23 protein-coding genes and 1 riboswitch are annotated in these 20,370 nt (G+C 47.0%); of the genes, 18 read left to right on the top strand and 5 right to left on the bottom strand.

The features are described from left to right. From hisG to AYW76_RS16575, 3 genes are read left to right on the top strand one after another with little or no spacing between them, the layout of a single operon-like run. On the top strand, window positions 1-639 hold the full coding sequence (gene hisG / locus AYW76_RS16585; RefSeq protein WP_067037548.1) for an ATP phosphoribosyltransferase: 639 nt from the start codon (window positions 1-3) through the stop codon (window positions 637-639). Window positions 640-642: 3 nt separating this feature from the next. After that, a complete protein-coding gene (hisD, locus tag AYW76_RS16580) occupies window positions 643-1,953 on the top strand; it encodes a histidinol dehydrogenase (protein WP_067223225.1) in 1,311 nt (436 codons plus the stop codon). Window positions 1,954-1,965: 12 nt separating this feature from the next. Beyond that, window positions 1,966-2,502, top strand: coding sequence for an SRPBCC family protein (locus AYW76_RS16575; protein WP_067223222.1), 537 nt, complete (start codon window positions 1,966-1,968; stop codon window positions 2,500-2,502). A 4-nt stretch (window positions 2,503-2,506) separates the two neighbouring features. Here the strand turns inward: AYW76_RS16575 and AYW76_RS16570 are convergent, their stop codons facing one another. Next, on the bottom strand, window positions 2,507-3,568 hold the full coding sequence (locus tag AYW76_RS16570; protein ID WP_082866281.1) for a S1C family serine protease: 1,062 nt from the start codon (window positions 3,566-3,568) through the stop codon (window positions 2,507-2,509). Between AYW76_RS16570 and AYW76_RS16565 the strand changes: the two genes are divergently transcribed. Next, window positions 3,567-4,328, top strand: a complete 762-nt coding sequence (locus AYW76_RS16565; RefSeq protein ID WP_067223219.1) for a Nif3-like dinuclear metal center hexameric protein — start codon at window positions 3,567-3,569, stop codon at window positions 4,326-4,328. The two genes, AYW76_RS16570 and AYW76_RS16565, sit on opposite strands and share 2 nt — an antisense overlap. 69 nt (window positions 4,329-4,397) lie before the next feature. On the opposite strand, the gene AYW76_RS16560 is transcribed toward AYW76_RS16565, so the two are convergent. Beyond that, window positions 4,398-4,841 carry a DUF1043 family protein gene (locus tag AYW76_RS16560; protein WP_067037559.1) on the bottom strand — a complete coding sequence of 148 codons (444 nt, stop codon included), beginning with the start codon at window positions 4,839-4,841 and terminating at the stop codon, window positions 4,398-4,400. 130 nt (window positions 4,842-4,971) lie between these two features. Between AYW76_RS16560 and zapE the strand changes: the two genes are divergently transcribed. From zapE to AYW76_RS16520, 8 genes are all read left to right on the top strand, one after another. Continuing rightward, window positions 4,972-6,081: a cell division protein ZapE gene (gene zapE / locus AYW76_RS16555; protein ID WP_067037562.1), complete on the top strand. Its 1,110-nt coding sequence runs from the start codon at window positions 4,972-4,974 to the stop codon at window positions 6,079-6,081. Window positions 6,082-6,241: 160 nt separating this feature from the next. After that, window positions 6,242-6,670 (top strand): 50S ribosomal protein L13, encoded by a 429-nt coding sequence (gene rplM / locus AYW76_RS16550; RefSeq protein ID WP_067037564.1) that lies wholly within the window; start codon window positions 6,242-6,244, stop codon window positions 6,668-6,670. Between the two features lie 15 nt (window positions 6,671-6,685). Beyond that, on the top strand, window positions 6,686-7,078 hold the full coding sequence (rpsI, locus tag AYW76_RS16545) for a 30S ribosomal protein S9 (protein WP_067037566.1): 393 nt from the start codon (window positions 6,686-6,688) through the stop codon (window positions 7,076-7,078). Between the two features lie 198 nt (window positions 7,079-7,276). Further along, window positions 7,277-7,873, top strand: a complete 597-nt coding sequence (gene petA / locus AYW76_RS16540) for a ubiquinol-cytochrome c reductase iron-sulfur subunit (protein WP_067037568.1) — start codon at window positions 7,277-7,279, stop codon at window positions 7,871-7,873. Further along, window positions 7,873-9,108, top strand: coding sequence for a cytochrome b (locus AYW76_RS16535; protein WP_231872640.1), 1,236 nt, complete (start codon window positions 7,873-7,875; stop codon window positions 9,106-9,108). The genes petA and AYW76_RS16535 overlap by 1 nt, the downstream gene beginning before the upstream one ends. Then, entirely contained in the window at window positions 9,108-9,893 is a 786-nt protein-coding gene (locus tag AYW76_RS16530; RefSeq protein WP_211564834.1) for a cytochrome c1, read from the top strand. Before AYW76_RS16535 ends, AYW76_RS16530 begins: the two co-directional genes overlap by 1 nt. Window positions 9,894-10,006: 113 nt before the next feature. Continuing rightward, on the top strand, window positions 10,007-10,639 hold the full coding sequence (locus AYW76_RS16525) for a glutathione S-transferase N-terminal domain-containing protein (RefSeq protein WP_067037571.1): 633 nt from the start codon (window positions 10,007-10,009) through the stop codon (window positions 10,637-10,639). Between the two features lie 61 nt (window positions 10,640-10,700). After that, the gene (locus tag AYW76_RS16520; protein ID WP_067037573.1) at window positions 10,701-11,090 is read left to right on the top strand and encodes a ClpXP protease specificity-enhancing factor; all 390 of its coding nucleotides are present in this window, start codon (window positions 10,701-10,703) and stop codon (window positions 11,088-11,090) included. Between the two features lie 4 nt (window positions 11,091-11,094). On the opposite strand, the gene AYW76_RS16515 is transcribed toward AYW76_RS16520, so the two are convergent. Genes AYW76_RS16515 through AYW76_RS16505 form a run of 3 tightly spaced genes read right to left on the bottom strand, consistent with a single transcriptional unit; the run spans window position 11,095 to window position 13,794 of the window. Further along, the gene (locus AYW76_RS16515) at window positions 11,095-11,688 is read right to left on the bottom strand and encodes an SIS domain-containing protein (RefSeq protein ID WP_067037575.1); all 594 of its coding nucleotides are present in this window, start codon (window positions 11,686-11,688) and stop codon (window positions 11,095-11,097) included. 14 nt (window positions 11,689-11,702) lie between these two features. Next, window positions 11,703-12,074, bottom strand: coding sequence for a YraN family protein (locus tag AYW76_RS16510; RefSeq protein WP_067223216.1), 372 nt, complete (start codon window positions 12,072-12,074; stop codon window positions 11,703-11,705). Next, window positions 12,034-13,794: a penicillin-binding protein activator gene (locus AYW76_RS16505; protein ID WP_197467846.1), complete on the bottom strand. Its 1,761-nt coding sequence runs from the start codon at window positions 13,792-13,794 to the stop codon at window positions 12,034-12,036. Before AYW76_RS16505 ends, AYW76_RS16510 begins: the two co-directional genes overlap by 41 nt. Before the next feature lie 103 nt (window positions 13,795-13,897). On the opposite strand from AYW76_RS16505, the gene rsmI reads away from it, so the two are divergent. From rsmI to thiH, 6 genes are all read left to right on the top strand, one after another. Further along, complete coding sequence (gene rsmI / locus AYW76_RS16500) at window positions 13,898-14,752, top strand: 16S rRNA (cytidine(1402)-2'-O)-methyltransferase (protein ID WP_067223210.1); 855 nt, start codon at window positions 13,898-13,900, stop codon at window positions 14,750-14,752. Window positions 14,753-14,815: 63 nt separating this feature from the next. Beyond that, window positions 14,816-14,920: riboswitch (TPP riboswitch) on the top strand. Between the two features lie 126 nt (window positions 14,921-15,046). Beyond that, window positions 15,047-17,017, top strand: coding sequence for a phosphomethylpyrimidine synthase ThiC (gene thiC / locus AYW76_RS16495; RefSeq protein ID WP_067223206.1), 1,971 nt, complete (start codon window positions 15,047-15,049; stop codon window positions 17,015-17,017). After that, window positions 17,018-18,157 (top strand): thiamine phosphate synthase, encoded by a 1,140-nt coding sequence (thiE, locus tag AYW76_RS16490; RefSeq protein WP_067223203.1) that lies wholly within the window; start codon window positions 17,018-17,020, stop codon window positions 18,155-18,157. It abuts the gene before it with no gap. After that, on the top strand, window positions 18,138-18,335 hold the full coding sequence (gene thiS / locus AYW76_RS16485; RefSeq protein ID WP_067223200.1) for a sulfur carrier protein ThiS: 198 nt from the start codon (window positions 18,138-18,140) through the stop codon (window positions 18,333-18,335). The genes thiE and thiS overlap by 20 nt, the downstream gene beginning before the upstream one ends. 1 nt (window position 18,336) lies before the next feature. Next, a complete protein-coding gene (locus tag AYW76_RS16480) occupies window positions 18,337-19,110 on the top strand; it encodes a thiazole synthase (protein WP_067223197.1) in 774 nt (257 codons plus the stop codon). Continuing rightward, entirely contained in the window at window positions 19,107-20,264 is a 1,158-nt protein-coding gene (gene thiH / locus AYW76_RS16475) for a 2-iminoacetate synthase ThiH (RefSeq protein WP_067223194.1), read from the top strand. Before AYW76_RS16480 ends, thiH begins: the two co-directional genes overlap by 4 nt. Window positions 20,265-20,370 lie beyond the last annotated feature (106 nt).

The raw sequence follows: 20,370 nt of genomic DNA, 5'->3' as shown, positions 1-20,370 counted from the left end.
ATGAGCGAAACCTTAACGATAGCGCTATCGAAAGGGCGCATTTTAAAAGAAACGCTTCCTCTGCTTGAGAAAGCGAATATTTTTCCTCTGGAAGATATTAGCAAAAGCCGTAAGCTTATTTTCGACACTAATCATGAGCATATTAAACTTGTGATCCTGCGAGCAACAGATGTGCCAACTTACGTTGAGCATGGTGTAGCGGACTTTGGTGTTGCGGGTAAAGATGTGTTGATGGAAGCGAATACTAGCAACCTATATGAACTTTTGGATTTGAAGATTTCCAAGTGCCGTTTGATGACGGCAGGTGTTCAGGGCCAAGAATTACCTAACCGCCGTTTGAAGGTTGCGTCTAAATTTACCAAAACGGCAAAAGCGTATTTTGCTGAGCAAGGTATTCAGGCGGATGTCATAAAGCTTTATGGCGCAATGGAGTTGGCACCGATAATGGGGCTAGCAGATTTGATCGTTGATATCGTCGATACTGGTAATACACTGCGTGCAAATGGCCTTGAGGCTCGAGACTTGATTGCTGATATCAGTACGCGTCTTGTAGTGAACAAAGCTGCTTACAAAACCAAGTATGAGCACATTCAGCCTATTCTAGATATGTTGAACGGTGCAGTGTCTGCTGAGGTATAAGTTATGCAATTAAATATCAGACAGTTCTCATCAAAAGATGCAAATTTCCGTAAAGACCTAGAACAATTGCTGTCATGGGAAAGTGTCTCCGATACGCGAGTTCAGAAAAGTGTCGAAGAGATTGTCAACCGTGTTCGCCTTGAGGGGGACGCGGCATTGATTGAGTTGACGAATAAGTTTGACCGTCGAACGGTTTCTTGTGCAGCAGAGCTTGTCATTGAAGCCGATGAGTTGGCGCAAGCGGCTGAGCGTGTTGATAGCAAAATTGTAGATGCGTTAAAGCAGGCCGCTGAGCGTGTTAAGAGCTACCACGAGCGTCAAGTTCAGCCTTCATGGCAATACGAAGAAGCAGACGGCACGATATTGGGTCAGCAAATTACGCCGTTAGATCGTGTGGGTGTTTACGTACCTGGCGGTAAAGCAGCGTACCCGTCTTCCGTCTTGATGAACGTTATGCCGGCAAAAGTTGCTGGAGTGGGTGAGATCGTCATGGTCGTACCGACACCGGACGGTGAAGTAAATGATATCGTGTTAACCGCTGCGCATGTGGCAGGGGTTGATCGTGTGATTACTGTGGGCGGTGCGCAAGCTGTTGCCGCATTGGCTTACGGCACGGAAACGGTACCAAAAGTTGATAAGATTGTAGGTCCTGGCAATATTTATGTGGCAACTGCTAAACGCATGGTTTTTGGTGCTGTTGGTATTGATATGATTGCCGGTCCATCTGAAATTCTTGTGGTAAGTGATGGTGAGTCTAATCCAGATTGGATTGCCATGGACTTGTTTTCGCAAGCTGAACATGACGAAGATGCGCAATCTATCCTGATCAGCACAGATGCTGCTTTTATTGAGAAAGTAAAAGCCTCGATGGAGCGTCAGATTGATGACATGTCGCGCCAAGAGATCATAAAAACCTCTTTGGAAGGCCGTGGTGCTTTGATCCATGTTGAATCGATGGAAGAAGCGGTAGAAGTGGCTAACATCGTCGCTGCAGAACATTTGGAATTGTCTATTGCAAACCCAGAAGAATGGGTCGGTAAAATTCGACACGCTGGTGCGATCTTTATGGGTCGTTATACGCCAGAAGCGTTAGGGGATTACTGTGCAGGTCCAAATCATGTTCTACCAACATCAGGTACAGCACGTTTCTCTTCGCCATTAGGCGTTTATGATTTCCAAAAACGTAGCTCAATCATCTTCTGTTCACATGAAGGTGCTAGTGAAATGGCGAAAATTGCCTCTCCGTTGGCTCGTGGCGAGTCACTTGAGGCGCACGCTCTTTCCGCTGAGTTCCGTATGATCGATAAAGCCTAAGGGGTAGAATCGGTGCAGCCAACACAAGCGCTTGTGTCACTGCGATATATAACCCGCATTGCAGCTGTCATTATATTAGTGGCCGTTGCTGTGGGTTTTTTTCTGCCTGCTGACTATCGAATTGAACGGAACGTTACTGTTTCCAGTGCCAAATATGATCTGCTGCAAGAACGTTTATATAACCCCGCTGAATGGGTTGAATGGATGCATATTGAATCAGGGCACTTAGTGGTTAAAGAGGGTTCTCAAGCATTAGCCTCAGGTGATCGTTATTTGATTGTTTATGATGGTGAGACAACGAAACAGGGTTCAATAGTGATTGATTCGGTTTCCAGTAACTCAATTGAGTTTACTGTTCAGCCAAATCAGAAAACACAGCCAATCCCAAATTCGCTAATGATTACGACTTCAAATACGGGTCAAACTCAGCTGCAATGGGTCATTGAAGGTGAATTGGATGCTGGCTTCTTAAGTCCCTATTTGGCTTTAGTGGCAAATCGAATTGCTGGAAGCAATATTGAAACAAGTTTAGCGAACCTTAATCAGTAATAGATTATTCAACTGCCTGCATCGCAGGCAGTTTCTCTACCAAGGCTTTCGTTATAAAGCTTTGCGTACCTCGGATACCTTTAATTGTAACGCGTTTGCCGGGTGTTAAGCTTGAAACTAGCTGCTGTGCGTTGTGTGCACTGAGGTCGGTATGATCGTCGATAGCAATCAAAATATCTCTAGCGCGTAGTCCGGCTTTGTCTGCCGGGCCTTCTGGAACAGCGCTTGTGACAATGAGTCCTTCTGCAGTAGGTAAATTTAGCGCAATAGCGACTTGAGTATTGTTTTCTTGTACTTGTAAGCCAAGGTAGCCTCGAACGACACTGCCATGCTTGATGATGGATTGCATAATGCTGATGGCGTCATTGATGGGAGTAGCGAAGCCTATGCCTTGTGAGCCACCGGAGCTTGAATATATTGCTGAGCTAATGCCAACAAGTTTGCCCTTTAGATCTACTAAGGCGCCACCGGAGTTGCCAGGATTGATGGCCGCATCTGTCTGAATAAAGTTCTCATAGGTGTTAAGGCCTATGCTGTCACGACCTTTTGCACTGATGATACCCGCAGTGACGGTTTGGCCGATGCCAAATGGATTGCCTATGGCGAGAATCTGATCCCCGACACGAATGCGATCGCTGTTTCCCAAATGAATTGGGGTTAGATCACTTAGCTCAACCTTTAATACGGCTAGATCTGTCGCAGGATCACTTCCAATAAGTCGTGCTCTTGTCTGTCGTTGATCGTTTAATGAGACAATCACAGTGCTGGCACCTTGGATAACATGATGGTTCGTTAAGATATAGCCATCATTGGTGATAATAACGCCTGAGCCAAGATTGGTGATTTTTTGCTTACTGGTGTGATCGAAGGGTGAATCTTGATTGGAGAAAGTGTAAATATTTACCACTGAATTGGCGGTTTTTGCAGCAGCATTGGCAAAATTTTGCGAGCCTTCATTTTGAAAATGCTGAATAAATAATAGAATAGTGCCAAGCCACAAGCCTAATAGCCCCCAGACGAAGCTATTACGGTTTGTTAAGATATTTAATGCATTAGGAGTTTTCATGAATAGAACAGAGCTTGAAAGAAAGTTGACGGCACTCTATCGGCCGCGAGTCTTTAAGGATTATGCGCCTAATGGTTTACAAGTGGAAGGCAAACAAGAGATTAACAAGATTGTAACGGGTGTAACGGCCTCTATGGCCTTAATTGAGGCTGCAATTGAGAAGCAAGCCGATGCCATTATTGTTCATCATGGTTACTTCTGGAAAGGCGAAAGTGAAGAAATTGTTGGTATGAAGTATCGCCGTATTTCTGCCTTGATAAAAAATGATATTAATTTGTTTGGTTATCATTTGCCAATGGATGCGAGCTTACTGGCAGGCAATAATGCCGGTTTGGCGCGTGCGCTTGGGTTGATGGAGTTGAGGCCTCTTGAGAAGGAAAAGCCATTGGAGGAAAGCATTGGCGTTGTTGGCCGAATTCATGAGGGCGTCTCTCCAGCTGATTTTAAGGCGAAAATTGAAACCGCTGTAGGGCGTGAGGTTTTGTTTGAAGCGGTCTCTGAGGATCTAATTACTGAGGTGGCGTTGTGTACTGGCGGTGCTCAGGGGTATATAGATAAAGCTTTGGCAGCGAATGCGGATGTCTTTATCACTGGAGAGGTGTCGGAAAAAACGATTCATACAGCCCGTGAAGAAGGTATTCATTTTTGTGCTGCAGGTCATCATGCGACAGAATGTTTTGGTCCACGTGCATTAGCTGGATACATTCAAGAGGAGTGGGGGGTTGACTGCGAATTTATTGATATTCCAAATCCTGCTTAACATAAAAAAGCCTGCTTAAAGCAGGCTTTTTTATGGGTATAGATTTAGCTGTTAGCAACAAAACTTTAATTAAATAGCGCGGCTTGGTTCTTCAGAGGCGTTGCGGTGCAGGCCATAGCTTTCACTAAGTGTGCCCTCATCGCTAGATTCTTTGGCAGCGTAATCTCGCGGTGGCGCAGTGGTGAACTCTGAGTCCGAATCGGTCTCTTTAGTCTCTTCCGGTTTTTCTAGTTCAACGGTCGCCAATGATGAAGCGCCTTCTAGTACGGCTTTACGAGCGTCAGCTAACTTTTTCTCTGCAGCAGAGATGTGCGCATGCAGCTGTAAAAAATGATCATCAGCCAATACTTGGCGTCGTTCTAGTTCTTGCTGCAAAGCTTCAATGGTTGCGCCGGCAGAGCGGTGTTTATCGCTCGAGCCTTTTTTGCTAAGTGAGCGGAAAATCAATGCGCCAGCAAAACCAATAATGATGCCTGTAACAAAGACGATAATATCGAATACTTCTAGTTCCATGGTTTACTCCCAAAAACAGCTCCGATAATTATAACGGAAATACACCATAGGAAATATAGGGAATAGTGAGGTTTCTGTATCAATTTGGTAAGATGTCGCAATCTAACATGCAATGGTGTATTCCCAGACAATGACCCCGTTATCGAAATATCAGGAAGACTTAGAGCGTCCAGACTTTAATTATGATCCAGCGCAAGAGGAAGCTGTGCAGGCCCTACAAGATTTGTATGAGCGTATTGTCGCAAATGGATCAAGTGTCGTTAAACCACAGAAATCTCTGTTTGGTTTTTTTAAGAAAAAGCAACCAGAGATTAAAGTTGAGCAAGGTTTGTACTTTTGGGGTGGCGTTGGCCGAGGTAAAACGTATTTGATGGACACCTTCTATGAGTGTCTACCGATAGAGCGCAAAATGCGCTTACATTTTCATCGTTTTATGCAGATGGTTCATCAAGAGCTGCGTAAGCTAAATGATACTAAAAATCCGCTGGAAATTGTTGGTAAGCAAATTTCTGAAAAGGCTCAGGTGTTATGTTTTGATGAATTTTTTGTAACGGATATTACCGATGCGATGATTTTGGCTGGTCTTTTAGAGCAGTTGTTTATCAACGGTACAGTGTTGATTGCGACGTCTAACATTGAGCCTGATGGCCTTTATAAAAACGGTTTGCAGCGCGCACGCTTCTTACCTGCCATTGATCTTGTCAATAAGCATACTAAGGTAATGAATGTTGATGGTGGTGTGGACTACCGCTTACGCACATTGAAGCAAGCAAAGTTGTATCATTTTCCTTTGTCAGAAGAATCGCAAAACGCATTATCTGAGCGTTTTTTGAGTTTGGTAGTGAATCGTAATAATGTTGATGAAGGTGGGGGCGTTGAGATCGAAGGGCGAATGATCCCTCTCTTGCGAAGTTATGATGATGTTGCTTGGTTTGATATTAAAGCGTTGTGTGATGGTCCGCGTAGTCAGGTAGATTACATTGAAATTGCGAAGCAATACTCAACGATCATTATTTCTGATTTGCCGCAGTTTGATTCGTCTCGCGATGATATGGCGCGCCGCTTTATCAATTTGATTGATGAATTTTACGATCGTCACGTAAAAGTCATTATCTCTTCTGAGGTCGGCATTGCTGATATTTATAAAGGGACGCGGTTGGCATTTGAATACGATCGAACGGTAAGTCGACTGCTCGAAATGCAGTCTGAAGAATACCTGTCACTAGAGCATCGACCGTAATTTTTTTATTAAAATGCTTTAGTTTTACCGTGTCTTTGGTTATAATTCGCGCGCTCTGAAATTGAGTATGTGTACGTTATGAAATCATTTTGTGACTTCATAACCAATAATAATAGGTATTGACATGCGCACTCGCATGTAAATGATAAAGGGTTTTTTAATGAAAACTTTTACTGCAAAACCTGCTGAAGTACGCCGCGACTGGTTCGTGGTTGATGCTGAAGGCAAAACTCTTGGTCGTTTGGCTACAGAAATTGCTCGTCGCCTACGCGGTAAGCATAAAGCAGAATACACTCCTCACGTTGATACTGGCGACTACATTGTTGTAATCAACGCTGAGAAAGTACGTGTAACTGGTAACAAAGCTGCTGATAAGAACTACTACCGTCATACTGGTTACCCAGGTGGCCTACGTTCTATGAGCTTTGAGAAGTTGATTGATCACGCTCCAGAACGCGTTCTTGAAATCGCTGTTAAAGGTATGTTGCCTAAAGGTCCTCTAGGCCGTGCAATGCACAAGAAAATGAAAGTGTATGCTGGTACAGATCACCCGCACACAGCTCAACAGCCACAAGAACTTAACATCTAATACGGGAAGGTCAATATGTCAGCTACTCAATACTACGGAACAGGTCGTCGTAAAACGTCTACTGCTCGTGTATTTCTTAAAGCGGGTTCTGGTAACCTAGTTATCAATAACCGTTCTCTAGAGCAATACTTCGGTCGCGAAACTTCTTGCATGGTTGTTCGTCAGCCACTAGAACTAGTTGATGCAACTGAAAAATTCGACGTATACGTTACTGTAAGCGGTGGTGGTATTTCTGGTCAAGCCGGTGCTATCCGTCACGGTATTACTCGTGCGCTAATGCAATACGATGAGACACTACGTCGCAGCCTTCGTGCTGCTGGTTTCGTTACGCGTGACTCTCGTAAAGTTGAGCGTAAGAAAGTCGGTCTACGTAAAGCTCGTCGTCGTCCTCAGTTCTCTAAGCGTTAATTTCTACTACGCTTCGTATTTTCAAAACGCCTGCATAGCAGGCGTTTTTTTATGTCTCAAATCAGTGTTTTGTGATTGTGCAAAAATGTTGCCTTGTCTACAAAATGCCTTTCCCATACCATCCTTTAAAGCATTCAAATCCTTATTGTTTTTATGGGTTTGAACTCGTTGACAGTAAATTGGTGGGAGAGAACCATAATGAGTCAAAGCGGCGTGAATGAAGGCCGTCGTCGATTTCTACTGGGTGCAACCAGCGCGATTGGCGCAGTGGGTGCAGTAGGGATTGCAACGCCTTTTGTTGCCTCATGGAATCCAAGTGCCAAAGCGAAAGCGGCTGGTGCACCGGTGAAGGCCGATATTAGTAAATTAGAAGTTGGTCAGCAAATGATCGTGGAGTGGCGTGGTCAGCCTGTATGGGTTGTTCGTCGTTCTAAGGAAACAGTTGCAGATCTGTCCAAATTAAATGACCAATTAGCGGATCCAGTATCTGCTGTTGAGCAACAGCCAGAGTACGCGCAAAACGAATATCGCTCAATCAATCCTGAGTTCGCCGTTTTGTTAGGTATTTGTACCCATCTTGGTTGTTCTCCTACCTATCGACCAGAAGTTGCCCCTGAAGATCTTGGGGAGAACTGGTTGGGTGGTTTTTTATGCCCATGTCATGGTTCCCGTTTTGATCTTGCAGGCCGAGTTTACAAAGGAGTCCCTGCGCCAACTAACCTTGTTGTGCCGCCGCACCGTTTCCTTAGTGATGCGGTCATTGAAGTTGGTGTCGATACTGGAGGTAACGCGTAATGGCTGTTATGAAAAACTTCATGGCGTGGGTGGATGCTCGTCTTCCAGTGACTCAAGCCTTCGAAAAGCACATGAGCAAATACTACGCACCTAAGAACCTAAACGTTCTCTATTTGTTTGGTGTGTTGTCTTTGCTGGTATTGGTTAATCAACTGCTTACGGGTGTTTGGTTGACGATGAGTTATAACCCATCGGCTGAAGGCGCGTTTGCTTCGGTAGAATACATCATGCGTGATGTAGAATATGGTTGGTTAATTCGTTACATGCATTCAACTGGTGCGTCAGCGTTCTTCGTGGTTGTGTATCTGCATATGTTCCGCGGCCTTTTGTATGGTTCTTACCAAAAACCGCGTGAATTAGTGTGGTTGTTTGGCATGGCGATTTACCTAGCGTTAATGGCTGAGGCGTTCATGGGTTACTTGTTACCATGGGGGCAGATGTCTTACTGGGGTGCTCAGGTAATTATTTCTTTGTTCAGTGCCATTCCAGTGATTGGTCCCGACCTAGCGCAATGGGTCCGTGGTGATTACTTGATCTCAGGTATCACATTGAACCGTTTCTTCTCTTTGCATGTCATTGCCTTGCCTTTGGTGCTGGTTGCTTTGGTTGTATTGCACTTGTTAGCACTTCATCATGTGGGGTCAAACAACCCTAAAGGTGTTGATATCAAGAAGCATAAAGATGAAAACGGCATTCCTTTAGATGGTATTCCATTCCACCCTTTCTATACAGTGCATGACATTGTGGGTGTGGCAGTGTTCTTATTTGTCTTCTGTGGTGTAATTTTCTTCTTCCCTGAAATGGGTGGCTATTTCCTTGAGAAGCCTAACTTTGAAGCGGCTAACGCGTTGAAGACACCTGCGCATATTGCGCCTGTTTGGTACTTTACGCCGTTCTATGCCATTTTGCGTGCGGTAACGTACCCGCTATTTGGTCTGGATGCTAAGTTCTGGGGCGTAGTTGCAATGGGCGGTGCAATTGCCATTCTGTTTGTGTTGCCTTGGTTGGATCGTAGCCCGGTTAAATCGATGCTTTATAAAGGGTGGATGAGTAAAGTTGCCCTAATCTTGTTCTGTATTAGTTTCGTGACTTTGGGTGTATTAGGTGTGCTGCCATCAACTGAGAGCCGTACTAAGATCGCGCAAATTGCATCACTAGTGTACTTCTTATACTTCATTTTGATGCCTTTCTATACAAAATGGGAAAGTACTAAACCAGTTCCGGAGAGGGTGTAATGATGAAAAAGATGTTCGCAACAGTGGCGCTAGTGTTTGCGTCAGCGATGACTTTCGCATCTGGTGGTTCTGCGGTTCACTTAGAGCATATGGCTCCAGATTTGCATGACAAAGCGTCTCTACAGCGCGGTATGCAGGTTTTCACTAACTATTGTGCCGGTTGTCACGAAATGGGTTACGCCCGTTATGAACGTGCCGCGACAGATTTAGGTATTCCAGCAGATATCTTTGAGCAAAACCTTCTGCCATCTGGTAAGAAGATTGGCGAATTGATGACGAATTCAATGGATGCCGACAATGCCAAGAACTGGTTTGGTGCGACACCTCCAGATCTAACGCTTGAGGCGCGTCTGCGCGGCCATGATTGGGTATACACATACCTGAAATCGTTCTATGAAGATGAGACTCGTCCATGGGGAGTGAATAATACGATCTTCCCGAGTGTGGGGATGCCGAACGTACTTGAGCATCTACAAGGTGTGCGTCACATGACGTGCGCACAAGCACCATCTTTGGATGAGCATGGCAAGCCAAAATTTGATACACTTACAGGTGATATCTTAACTGAAGAGCAATGTAACGTTGTGGTTCAAAAGACTGAAGGGCAATTGTCCGAAGAGGAATTTGACCAAGTTGCTTACGACGTTACAAATTTCTTAGTATATATGGGTGAGCCAAGCCGTCTACAGGCTGAATCATTAGGCATAAAAGTGTTACTATTCATTGTTCTGTTTGGTATATTCGCATACCTATTGAACAAAGAATATTGGCGTGAAATTCACTAATGAACAGCTGAGTTTTGCTCGAAATGTCCCTCCAATGGAGGGACATTTACACAATAGTTTGTTAAGTTAACCCCTTCATGGGGTTTTCGTTGTTTATTGAATAGGGGTTATACATGGGTGTTATTGCAAAGCGCTCTTCAATGACGTTCTTCTCTGATGGAGAAGATCACTACAGCCATCGCGTACGTATTGTGTTGGCTGAAAAAGCGGTAACCGTAGATATTATTGATGTTGATCCTTTCAACAAGCCAGAGGAATTGGCGGATATTAACCCTTACAACGAGTTGCCGGCGCTGGTTGACCGAGAACTTGTTTTGTATGAGCCAAACGTAATGATGGAATACTTGGATGAGCGTTTTCCGCATCCACCATTGCTACCGGTTTATCCAGTTGCACGTGCCGAAAGCCGTCTTTACATGTACCGTATTCAGCGTGACTGGGCGGTATTAGTTGATACAATATTGACAAGTAAAGACCGTGAAACAGTTGAAACAGCCCAGAAAGAATTGCGTGAGAGCTTAGTAAGCGTATCACCAATTTTTGAAGAAAAGCCTTACTTCATGAGTGAAGAATTCACTATTGTTGATTGCTGTCTTGCTCCAGTATTATGGCGTTTGCCAATACTGGGTGTTGATATTGAAAAATCTCAAGCGCCTGGTTTGTACAAATACATGGATCTAGTATTTGAACGTGAATCGTTCAAAGAAAGCCTTTCTGAAGCTGAACAAGAAATGCGCCTTGATTAAGGTTAATTACGAATAACAAAAGGGGCATATTGCCCCTTTTATTTTATCTGGAGTGCAAGTAATGATTCCAAAGCGTTCTTATTTATTGAATGCAACCTATGAGTGGATTGCAGACAACGAGATGACGCCTTACCTATTGGTAAATGCTGAATATGAAGGGGCGGTTGTACCGCTTGAGTTTGTGAAAGACGGTCAAATTGTCTTAAACATCAGTATGAGTGCTGTGCGTCATTTGCATATTGATAAAGCCGGTGTTTCGTTTGAAGCGCGTTTTAGTGGAAAGCCAATGCAGGTGTTTGTGCCGATGGCCGCCGCTGAAGCGATTTATGCGAAAGAAAATGGGGATGGGTTGGCCTTTCCGCCAGAGGAATTTGGTGATGAGACTCCAGAGCCAGAACCAACGCCGCCAGAGCCGCCAAAAAAAGGCTTCACACTAAAAGTTGTGAAATAGCGCCTTAGTCATCGTAACCAAATAGCTGTCGTTCCAAAAGATCTACCAGTGCGTGAACGACAGTTGTTTGTACCTCTTGTACGCGTGCCGTTCCCGTTAGATTGATTTTTATTTCCGTATCATCCCGTGATGTGAGTGATGAGACATTCTTAGCGTCCGGAGTAGTCAATGCAACAATGCTCATCTTACGTTCGTGTGCTGCCTGAATTGCTTGAATAATCGGCGACGTATTGCCTTTATTTGCTACCACAAACAACACGTCACCAGGATTACCCAGTGCTGTAATCTGCTTTGAAAACACATCGTGGTAACTGTCGTTATGAGTGATCGCGAGTAGAGCGTTGCCATTGCTGGTTAGAGAAATTGCAGGTAGACCTGGACGTTCACGATCCATGCGGTCTAACAACAGCGTGCTAAAGTATTGTGAAATAAATGAGCCTGTTCCATTCCCAACGGCAACGACCTTACCGCCATTTGCAATGCTATTAAATAACACAATAGCGGCATGCTCTATGTGAGCGGGTAATGTTTCCAGAGCATACTGTTGAGACTCAAAGCTTTGTGCGAATTGGGTATAAATGGCTTCTTGATAATCCATAACAACTACTGTGTCTACACTGCTTGTAGCCAATCAATATGATGTAAATCTAAAAGGCCATCTATGGCAATTACATCAATTTGGTATTGGCTATGCTGCAGATTGTTTTTCATTAACCAATATTCTGCGGTTTTCAGAATTCGGCGATATTTTGCGGCTGTGATGCTTTCGCTAGCACTGCCTCGTGTGGCGTTGGCCCTGTAGCGAACTTCAACGAATACATAGGTAGATCGATGTTGCATAATCAAATCGACCTCACCAACACGCGAATGGAAATTTCGAGCGATAGCAACATAACCTTGAGAGACCAAGAACTGTTCGGCTAATCGCTCTGCATTTTCTCCATCAGAGTTCTTTTTTCTGGGCGAAATAACTTTCTTTAGCATCGATAAGCTCTCCCTGCTTATACGTCACTATATTTGGTCGTCGATTGAAGATTCCGTCGTCATCTAGCGTAATGATCCCTGTTCTAGCGGATACTCTTGCTGATTTTACATTGGTAAACAAAGCTAATCTCTTAGCAAGTAAATAGCTGTCATTTCCCAACGCGGTCAACCGTTGCAGAACAAACGGCGTATCCCCGGTTTTGCTAGATGTATCTAGGACTGCAGGTAGCTCCGTAAAAATGATGCGTTCAATGTCTTCACTTTTAGTGGTGGAGTTTGGTGCTTTGTCGTGGATCGTTTGCGACGCTAATAACGGAATATCTTCGGCAAAATAGAAGTTTAGCAGAGGGCGTATCTGTTTCGCATCGTCAAGCTTGCCAACGTAGTATACATAATCCAAATCTTGGCGTGCTCGAGGTGTTGACTCAACATCTTGCTTTGTCCATTGACGAATTTTGTGAATACGCGCTTCACTTTCGTCCACTTGGAGTAACTGTTTAACCGCTGAGGCACGACCCGTAGGGGTATTCTCATAAGAGATGGCGTTTAGTACGGGTATGTTAAGCTCGTTGGCAATCTCGCGGAATTGATCGCTTTGGCGTAAAGCCCAAGTTGGCTGCATAGACAAAACAGCAGAGTTTTGAGCGCCTTCTTTCTTGGCAAACGTCATCAATTCACGAATATCGTCTCTTACGTTCAAAGAAAAATGATATAAGTTTGCTACGATCGTATTACTTTCAAGTTGGTTCAGTGCAATAGTTGGCACATCTGTAACCAGGTTAGGAAGTTGAGCAACGTTCTGCTTTCGCAAAGGTCCTAAAATAGTTTCTGCACCACTTGCTAAGGCTGCTTGATACGCTTCTGTGAAGGTAGTAAAAGAATCCGTATCGATGATACGCAGGTCCGGTTGCACCGATGTGTTGGAATAATATTGTTGTAAAATACCATCTAAAATCGCGTCAGATGCGGTTTTTAATTCTTTGCTCATCGGTAGCATGATGGCAACAGAGGTTGGCATGTGCTGCTCAAGTGATGCCATGATCTGGAAATCTAATGGCGGGTTCATTGACGCAGGATGGCCTGGGTTCTGAGCTTGCCAGATGTGGAAAGCTTGTACTTGCTGGTCAACCGTCTGTGCTTGCTCGCGTAAGATTTTTGACACTTGAAGCCAGCCATCGAGTAGCGGAATAGGGCTGCTTTCTAAGTAAGAAACTTCATTGTCGGTAAGGTTTTGAATGGCTAGCCAAAGTTGTTGACGATTGGCTTCTTGCTGTTCAACAGGCAGCATCAAAGTAAGCTGCATATAGTCTCTTACAGCACTTGGCCAACTGTCTAAAGAAGACATGACCGCGGCATGATGCTGTAACAGCTTAATATTGTTCTCTGGCCGTTGCGCGATGGGCATTTGACCCGCTTGACTCAGTACCTGCACTGCTAACATGGGCACTTCAAGCGCAATAGCGACTGTGCTTAACTCAAGTAAACCGCCAAATTTCGATGGCGTATCGAGGTTAATAACATGCGCTTCAAGGATCATACGAGCTTGTAGATATTGCTCATCTCTCACTAAGGCTTTTGCGGCAGCGAGATAAAATGGCGCGGACTGTTCAGGGCTAGACTGTTGTTTAGCCTGAGCCATAGCAAACTCGTAATCAAGAAGATCACCTTGCTGCATTTGTTGTGCAATCACAGGGCTTTGATTGGATGTGGAAGTTTCCATGGCTCCACAGCCAATAAGAGACAATGTGACTAAGGATAATGGTATGATACGGGATCTAAACAAACTCATATGTACGCAATACTTAAGCCGATAAAGAGGAAACATGGTAACACAGTCTGATAATGATGTGAGAGGAACCTTCTACATTGTAGCGACCCCAATTGGCAATCTGGATGATTTTACGGATCGTGCGAAACGAGTTTTACAAGAAGTTGACTTTATAGCGGCGGAAGACACTCGACACAGCAAACGATTGATGAATCATTTTGGTATTGAGACTCGATTATTTGCTTTGCACGACCACAATGAGCGAGACAAAGCCGCGTACATTGCATCGTTATTAGACGAAGGTAAAAACGTCGCTTTGATCTCCGACGCGGGTACGCCGCTGATTTCTGATCCAGGGTATCATGTAGTTCATTTTTTACGTCAAGAGGGGCATCGCATTGTGCCGGTCCCGGGCGCATCGGCACTAATCACGGCGTTGTGTGCATCGGGGTTACCCACCGACCGTTTTAGTTTTGTTGGCTTTTTACCGGCCAAAAGCAAATCGCGTCGTGATGAGATGTCCAGTTGGGTACCCAGCCTCGGTACCGTAGTATTCTATGAATCGACACACCGCATTTTAGACTGCTTAGAAGACCTGAATACGGTTTGGGGCGACACAGTACAAGTTGCCTTGGCACGTGAATTAACGAAAACATTCGAGACATTCTTGTCTGGTTCGGTTTCTGAGATTAAGCAAATTTTAGAAGACGATAGCAACCAAACCCGTGGTGAATTCGTCATGATGGTGTCACTTCCTGCCGAGCAAGAAGGCAATACTGAAGCCCTTAAAGTACTCACGATATTGCTAAAAGAATTGCCAGTGAAACAAGCCGCAGCTTTAGCCGCAGAAATCACAGGCGAGAAGAAAAATGCCTTGTATAAACAAGCGCTGGTAATGAACGAATCCTAATCTGCTAAATTAGCGAACACCGTTTGGGAGTTTACAGCGACTTCCAAACGCGTATACTTGCGTTTCAACTTGTCGGAGTGCCTTAATTGGCTGAGATCGCATTTAGATGCGGGATCCGCAGAACCTGATCAGGCTAATACCTGCGAAGGGAACAAGAAAGCATCTTTTCTTTTCTGCCGAAATAGCGTTGTTTGCCCCCTGCGAAGGACGGCCCAAAAACAACCGCACATGCGTGGAAGCGTGTGTCCTCCTGACAAGCATTTTTTCCAAACCACTATAAATGGGAACTTGCTTATGTCGATTGCACCACCAAAACCCAATAAAAAAACACGCGAAAAAGCCCGTCTAGACGCCAAAGCGTTTATTGAATCTTTACAGGCAACACCGTTTCCATCGTCGCAACGTATCTATGTACAAGGTTCAGACGCCTCTATTCAAGTGCCCATGCGCCAAATCAATCTAAGCGACACACCGATTGGCTCAGACCCAGACAATCTGACGTTTGAACTCAAAGAGCCGATCTATGTGTACGACACTTCGGGTCCATACGGTGATCAAGCTGAAAGCATTGACGTACACGCGGGTCTAAAGGCTCTGCGTCAGCCATGGATTGACGCTCGCAATGACACGAAAATCCTAGAAGGTGTCAGTTCAAACTTCGCTCAAGCGCGTTTAGCCAACGATGAGTTGGACGAGCTACGCTTCAAACACCTGCCACGTGTGCGTAAAGCCAAAGCGGGTCAATGCGTGACGCAAATGCACTACGCACGTCAAGGCATCATCACACCCGAGATGGAATACATCGCCATCCGTGAGAACCAAAACCTGCAAGCGATTAAGTCTGAGTTGCTACTAAAACAACATCCAGGCCATAGCTTTGGCGCCAATATTCAAACGCAGATTACGCCGGAGTTTGTACGCAAAGAAGTCGCCGAAGGCCGCGCGATCATCCCTAACAACATTAACCACCCAGAAACCGAACCCATGATCATTGGTCGTAACTTCCTTGTGAAAGTCAACGCCAACATCGGTAATTCGGCGCTGACCTCTTCGATCGAAGAAGAAGTGGAGAAGCTAGTATGGTCTACACGCTGGGGTGCCGACACCGTGATGGATCTATCGACCGGCAAAAACATCCATGAAACGCGCGAATGGATTCTGCGTAACTCGCCAGTGCCGATCGGCACCGTACCGATTTACCAAGCCTTAGAAAAAGTCGACGGCGTCGCTGAAGATCTTAACTGGGAAGTGTTTCGCGATACACTGATCGAGCAAGCGGAGCAGGGCGTTGACTACTTCACGATTCACTGTGGCGTATTGTTACGCTACGTGCCCATGACGGCGAAACGTCTAACGGGTATCGTGTCACGCGGTGGTTCGATTATGGCGAAATGGTGTCTGGCGCACCACGAAGAAAACTTCTTGTACACCCGTTTCAAAGAGATCTGTGACATCTGTGCCGCCTACGATGTGGCCCTTTCGCTAGGGGACGGCCTGCGCCCAGGCTCCATCATGGACGCCAACGACGAAGCGCAATTGTCGGAGCTGCGTACCCTAGGCGAGCTAACCAAGATTGCGTGGGATTACGACGTACAGGTGATGATCGAAGGCCCCGGTCACGTGCCGATGCAGCTGATCAAAGAGAACATGGATCTACAATTGGAGCATTGTCACGAAGCGCCGTTCTACACCTTAGGCCCATTGACGCAAGACATCGCTCCAGGTTACGACCACATCACCTCCGGCATCGGTGCGGCGCAGATTGGTTGGTACGGCTGTGCCATGCTGTGTTACGTGACGCCTAAAGAGCACCTTGGCTTACCCAACAAAGAAGACGTGAAGCAAGGTCTGATCACCTACAAAATCGCGGCCCACGCAGCAGATTTGGCGAAAGGTCACCCCGGCGCGCAAGTACGTGACAATGCGCTATCAAAAGCGCGCTTTGAATTCCGCTGGGAAGATCAGTTTAACTTGTCGCTAGACCCTGAAACGGCGCGTGCCTATCACGATGAAACGCTGCCACAAGCGTCAGGCAAAGTGGCGCACTTTTGCTCTATGTGTGGGCCAAAATTCTGCTCAATGAAGATTACTCAAGAGGTGCGCGACTACGCCGCGGGCCTTGAGAAAATCGAAGCGCTCGATGTCACCGCCGAAGCAGGCATGCAGAAGATGTCTGAGCATTTTAAAGAGCTGGGCAGTGATGTGTATCTCACCACCGATAAGTTAAGCACAGACAAGCTGGCTGAAGCCGAAACGGAGCAGTAAATGCGCGATACAGAGATTAAGACCATCGCGTTGACCGACGCAGGATTCAAGTCATCTGTTCTGGACAGCACTCGACACCTTGGGTGTCGAGTGGGTCATGCCACAACAGACAGCGCCCGTATCGAGCCAACGGCGCAGGGCTTAACGCTACAAACTCAGAGTGAAACTTGGCACTTTGTCAGTGCCCTTAGCAGCGATAACCAAGCGTATCAGGCCAGTTGCCAAGGCAGCCAAGTAACGGTACAGCTGCCGGATCAGCGTGTTGCCATGCTAGAAGCCCCCAAGCTTCTTAAGGTTAATCGTAACGATCTGGCCGTCGCCTTGGCCTGCTTTATCGAACAGGGCTACGAGCATCTGGATGCGATGACTTTAGCGTTGGCGTGGCTAACGCAACAAGCATGCGCCGCGGGTGCAGGCTGGCCTGAAGATCGCACTTGGTTTCCACGTACCTGTTTTGCCGACGATCATGTGATTCCAGAAGGCGCTGCATTTAGTCCGATTCGCAAAGAGCAATTCACCTTGTATCCGGTGGTGGACAGCGTGGCGTGGCTGGCACTCGTGCTCGAGCAAGGGGTGACCACCGCGCAATTACGCATTAAAGACCCGAGTGACCCAGATCTAAAGCAAAAGGTGCAGCAGGCCATTGCCTTGGGTGAGCAATACGGCGCGCAGGTGTTTATCAATGATTACTGGCAATTGGCGATTGAGCTGGGCGCCTATGGCGTGCATTTGGGGCAAGAAGACATTGAAGTGGCGGATTTAACTGCCATCCAGCAAGCGGGCGTGCGCTTAGGGATCAGTACTCACGGTTACTTTGAAATCATGCGTGCTTTCAACCTCAAGCCCAGCTATATCGCGCTGGGTCATATCTTCCCGACCGTGACCAAAGACATGCCCTCCCAGCCTCAGGGCGTCACGCGTTTAGGTCAATACGTGGCGCTGATCGATGGCGCTTATCCCACCGTCGCCATCGGGGGCATCAACGCCGAGCGTTTACCCAAGGTCAACGCCACTGGCGTGGATGCGATTGCTCTGGTGACCGCCATTACTCGAGCCGAAGATCCCAAAGCGGCCACACGACGCTTATTAAACGCCGTAACGAAGAAAGAAGGGGATGCTTATGCAGTTGTATGTGAATGATGAGCTGGTGCAATCTGAGCACCGTCAGTTATCGGCTCTGATCGATGCGCTCGTGAGCAGTGAGCAACGCGTGGCCGTCGCGGTGAATCAACAAGTGGTGCCGCGCAGTCAGTGGTCTGAGTGTTTATTAAACGACAACGACCGTATCGATATCTTTGAATCCATCGCAGGGGGTTAACATGTCATTCACCATAGCAGGTCACGATTTCAGCTCGCGCTTATTCACGGGCACGGGCAAATACGCTAATCAAGAGCAAATGATCGCTTCGATTGTCGCCAGCGGCAGCGACATGACCACGCTGTCATTGCGCCGTATGGATCTCAAAAGCGGGTCGGACAACATTCTCAAACCGCTACAGCAACTGGGCATCAAATTGCTGCCCAACACCTCGGGCGCTCGGGATGCCAAAGAAGCGATCTACGCCGCACAACTGGCACAAGAAGCCCTAGGCACCAACTGGGTGAAAGTCGAAATCCACCCCGATCCACGCTATCTCATGCCCGACCCGATCGAGACGTTAAAAGCCGTTGAAGAGCTGGTACGTTTGGGCTTTGTGGTGATGCCGTACATTCACGCCGACCCCGTGCTGTGCAAACGCTTAGAAGAAGTGGGCGCACAATGTGTCATGCCCCTTGGCGCGCCGATAGGATCCAACCAAGGTTTGGCCTCTAAGCCATTTCTCGACATCATCATTGAGCAGAGCAACGTGCCGGTGATCGTGGATGCTGGTATTGGCGCGCCGTCTCATGCGGCCGCAGCGCTGGAAGCCGGGGCCGATGCCGTATTGGTGAACACGGCCATGGCGGTGGCAAGCGAACCTGAAACCATGGGTAAAGCCTTTAAACTCGCCGTCGAAGCAGGGCGCATGGCCTATGAATCGGGCACAGGGCAAGTGCAGCACACGGCCGCCGCCTCCAGCCCCTTTACCGAGTTCTTAAAGGAGCTATCATGAGTGGCACCGTTCGCGTATTACACCAAAGTCCCGCGGTAGACGGCCAGTTTAGCGCAGCACTAGAATCGCTAAATTGGGACGCCACCACGGCGAAGCATGTAGACGCGACCGAGGCCGATGTGCGCCGAGCATTGGCCAAACCACAACGTGATATCAACGACTTTGCGGCGTTGATATCGCCAGCCGCCAAACCGTTTCTTAATGAGATGCTGGCGCAAAGCGAGCGCTTAACTCAGCAGCGCTTTGGCAACATCGTTAGCCTGTTTGCGCCGCTGTATTTGTCCAACACCTGCGCCAATGAATGCACCTACTGTGGTTTCTCCATGAGCAACGCGATCAAACGCCTCACGCTGAACGAACAACAAATCGAGCGCGAGATCGCGGCGATTAAGCAAAAGGGCTTTGATCATATTTTGCTGGTAACAGGCGAAACTAAAAAAGTCTCCATGCCATACTTCGAGCGCATGCTGCCGCTGTTTAAACCGGCGTTTAGTCAGCTCTCCATGGAGGTACAGCCGCTGGAAACGGACGAATATGCACGGCTCAAAGAGCTGGGTCTTGATGGCGTGTTGGTCTACCAAGAAACCTACCGTCGCAGCACCTATCTTGAGCATCACCTTCGCGGTAACAAATCTGACTTTAACCACCGCTTGGACGCACCCGATCGCATCGGCCAAGCCAAGGTGCATAAAATCGGTCTAGGCGTATTGCTTGGGTTAGACGACTGGCGCACCGACTCCATGATGATGGCGCACCACCTAAGACACCTGCAAAAACGCTACTGGCGCTCACGCTTTAGCGTCGCCTTCCCACGCATCCGCCCCTGTGCGGGCGGCATCGAGCCCAAGTCCGTGATCTCCGATCTAGAACTGGTGCAACTAATCGCCGCATGGCGCTTATTCGATGCAGACTTAGAAATGAGCCTCTCTACCCGCGAATCGGCAGAGTTTCGAAATCACGCCGCGCGTATGGGCTTTACCACCATGAGCGCCGAATCCAAAACCCAGCCGGGTGGCTACGCCGACGACGCCCAACAGGCTCTTGAGCAATTTGAAGTCAGCGACGAACGCAGCGTTACCGACGTCGCCAACGCCATCCGCGCCCAAGGCCGCGAAGTCGTCTGGAAAGACTGGGACATCTCCCTCAACCTATAGCCTGCAAATCATGTAGGAAATGAGATGGCCCCGCCCTCCTAACTATGTGCCATGCTTAATGTGCAAACCAAGCAAACCGGCATTTAAGTTAAAAGGAGCGAGTCCT

This window comes from Marinomonas gallaica, from assembly GCF_001639745.1.
GTDB classification, from domain to species: Bacteria; Pseudomonadota; Gammaproteobacteria; order Pseudomonadales; family Marinomonadaceae; genus Marinomonas; species Marinomonas gallaica.
The sequence above is the reverse complement of the archived record's forward strand: the minus strand, read 5'-3'. Positions and strand labels throughout refer to the sequence as shown.

Coding starts and splice junctions, on each gene's coding strand:
- thiE (WP_067223203.1), top strand. CDS start 17,018: ATGCGCGATACAGAGATTAAGACCATCGCGTTGACCGACGCAGGATTC.
- AYW76_RS16510 (WP_067223216.1), bottom strand. CDS start 12,074: ATGCTAAAGAAAGTTATTTCGCCCAGAAAAAAGAACTCTGATGGAGAA.
- AYW76_RS16535 (WP_231872640.1), top strand. CDS start 7,873: ATGGCTGTTATGAAAAACTTCATGGCGTGGGTGGATGCTCGTCTTCCA.
- rplM (WP_067037564.1), top strand. CDS start 6,242: ATGAAAACTTTTACTGCAAAACCTGCTGAAGTACGCCGCGACTGGTTC.
- rsmI (WP_067223210.1), top strand. CDS start 13,898: ATGGTAACACAGTCTGATAATGATGTGAGAGGAACCTTCTACATTGTA.
- rpsI (WP_067037566.1), top strand. CDS start 6,686: ATGTCAGCTACTCAATACTACGGAACAGGTCGTCGTAAAACGTCTACT.
- AYW76_RS16530 (WP_211564834.1), top strand. CDS start 9,108: ATGATGAAAAAGATGTTCGCAACAGTGGCGCTAGTGTTTGCGTCAGCG.
- thiH (WP_067223194.1), top strand. CDS start 19,107: ATGAGTGGCACCGTTCGCGTATTACACCAAAGTCCCGCGGTAGACGGC.
- AYW76_RS16525 (WP_067037571.1), top strand. CDS start 10,007: ATGGGTGTTATTGCAAAGCGCTCTTCAATGACGTTCTTCTCTGATGGA.
- petA (WP_067037568.1), top strand. CDS start 7,277: ATGAGTCAAAGCGGCGTGAATGAAGGCCGTCGTCGATTTCTACTGGGT.
- AYW76_RS16560 (WP_067037559.1), bottom strand. CDS start 4,841: ATGGAACTAGAAGTATTCGATATTATCGTCTTTGTTACAGGCATCATT.
- thiC (WP_067223206.1), top strand. CDS start 15,047: ATGTCGATTGCACCACCAAAACCCAATAAAAAAACACGCGAAAAAGCC.
- zapE (WP_067037562.1), top strand. CDS start 4,972: ATGACCCCGTTATCGAAATATCAGGAAGACTTAGAGCGTCCAGACTTT.
- AYW76_RS16520 (WP_067037573.1), top strand. CDS start 10,701: ATGATTCCAAAGCGTTCTTATTTATTGAATGCAACCTATGAGTGGATT.
- AYW76_RS16480 (WP_067223197.1), top strand. CDS start 18,337: ATGTCATTCACCATAGCAGGTCACGATTTCAGCTCGCGCTTATTCACG.
- AYW76_RS16515 (WP_067037575.1), bottom strand. CDS start 11,688: ATGGATTATCAAGAAGCCATTTATACCCAATTCGCACAAAGCTTTGAG.
- hisD (WP_067223225.1), top strand. CDS start 643: ATGCAATTAAATATCAGACAGTTCTCATCAAAAGATGCAAATTTCCGT.
- AYW76_RS16570 (WP_082866281.1), bottom strand. CDS start 3,568: ATGAAAACTCCTAATGCATTAAATATCTTAACAAACCGTAATAGCTTC.
- thiS (WP_067223200.1), top strand. CDS start 18,138: ATGCAGTTGTATGTGAATGATGAGCTGGTGCAATCTGAGCACCGTCAG.
- hisG (WP_067037548.1), top strand. CDS start 1: ATGAGCGAAACCTTAACGATAGCGCTATCGAAAGGGCGCATTTTAAAA.
- AYW76_RS16505 (WP_197467846.1), bottom strand. CDS start 13,794: ATGGAAACTTCCACATCCAATCAAAGCCCTGTGATTGCACAACAAATG.
- AYW76_RS16565 (WP_067223219.1), top strand. CDS start 3,567: ATGAATAGAACAGAGCTTGAAAGAAAGTTGACGGCACTCTATCGGCCG.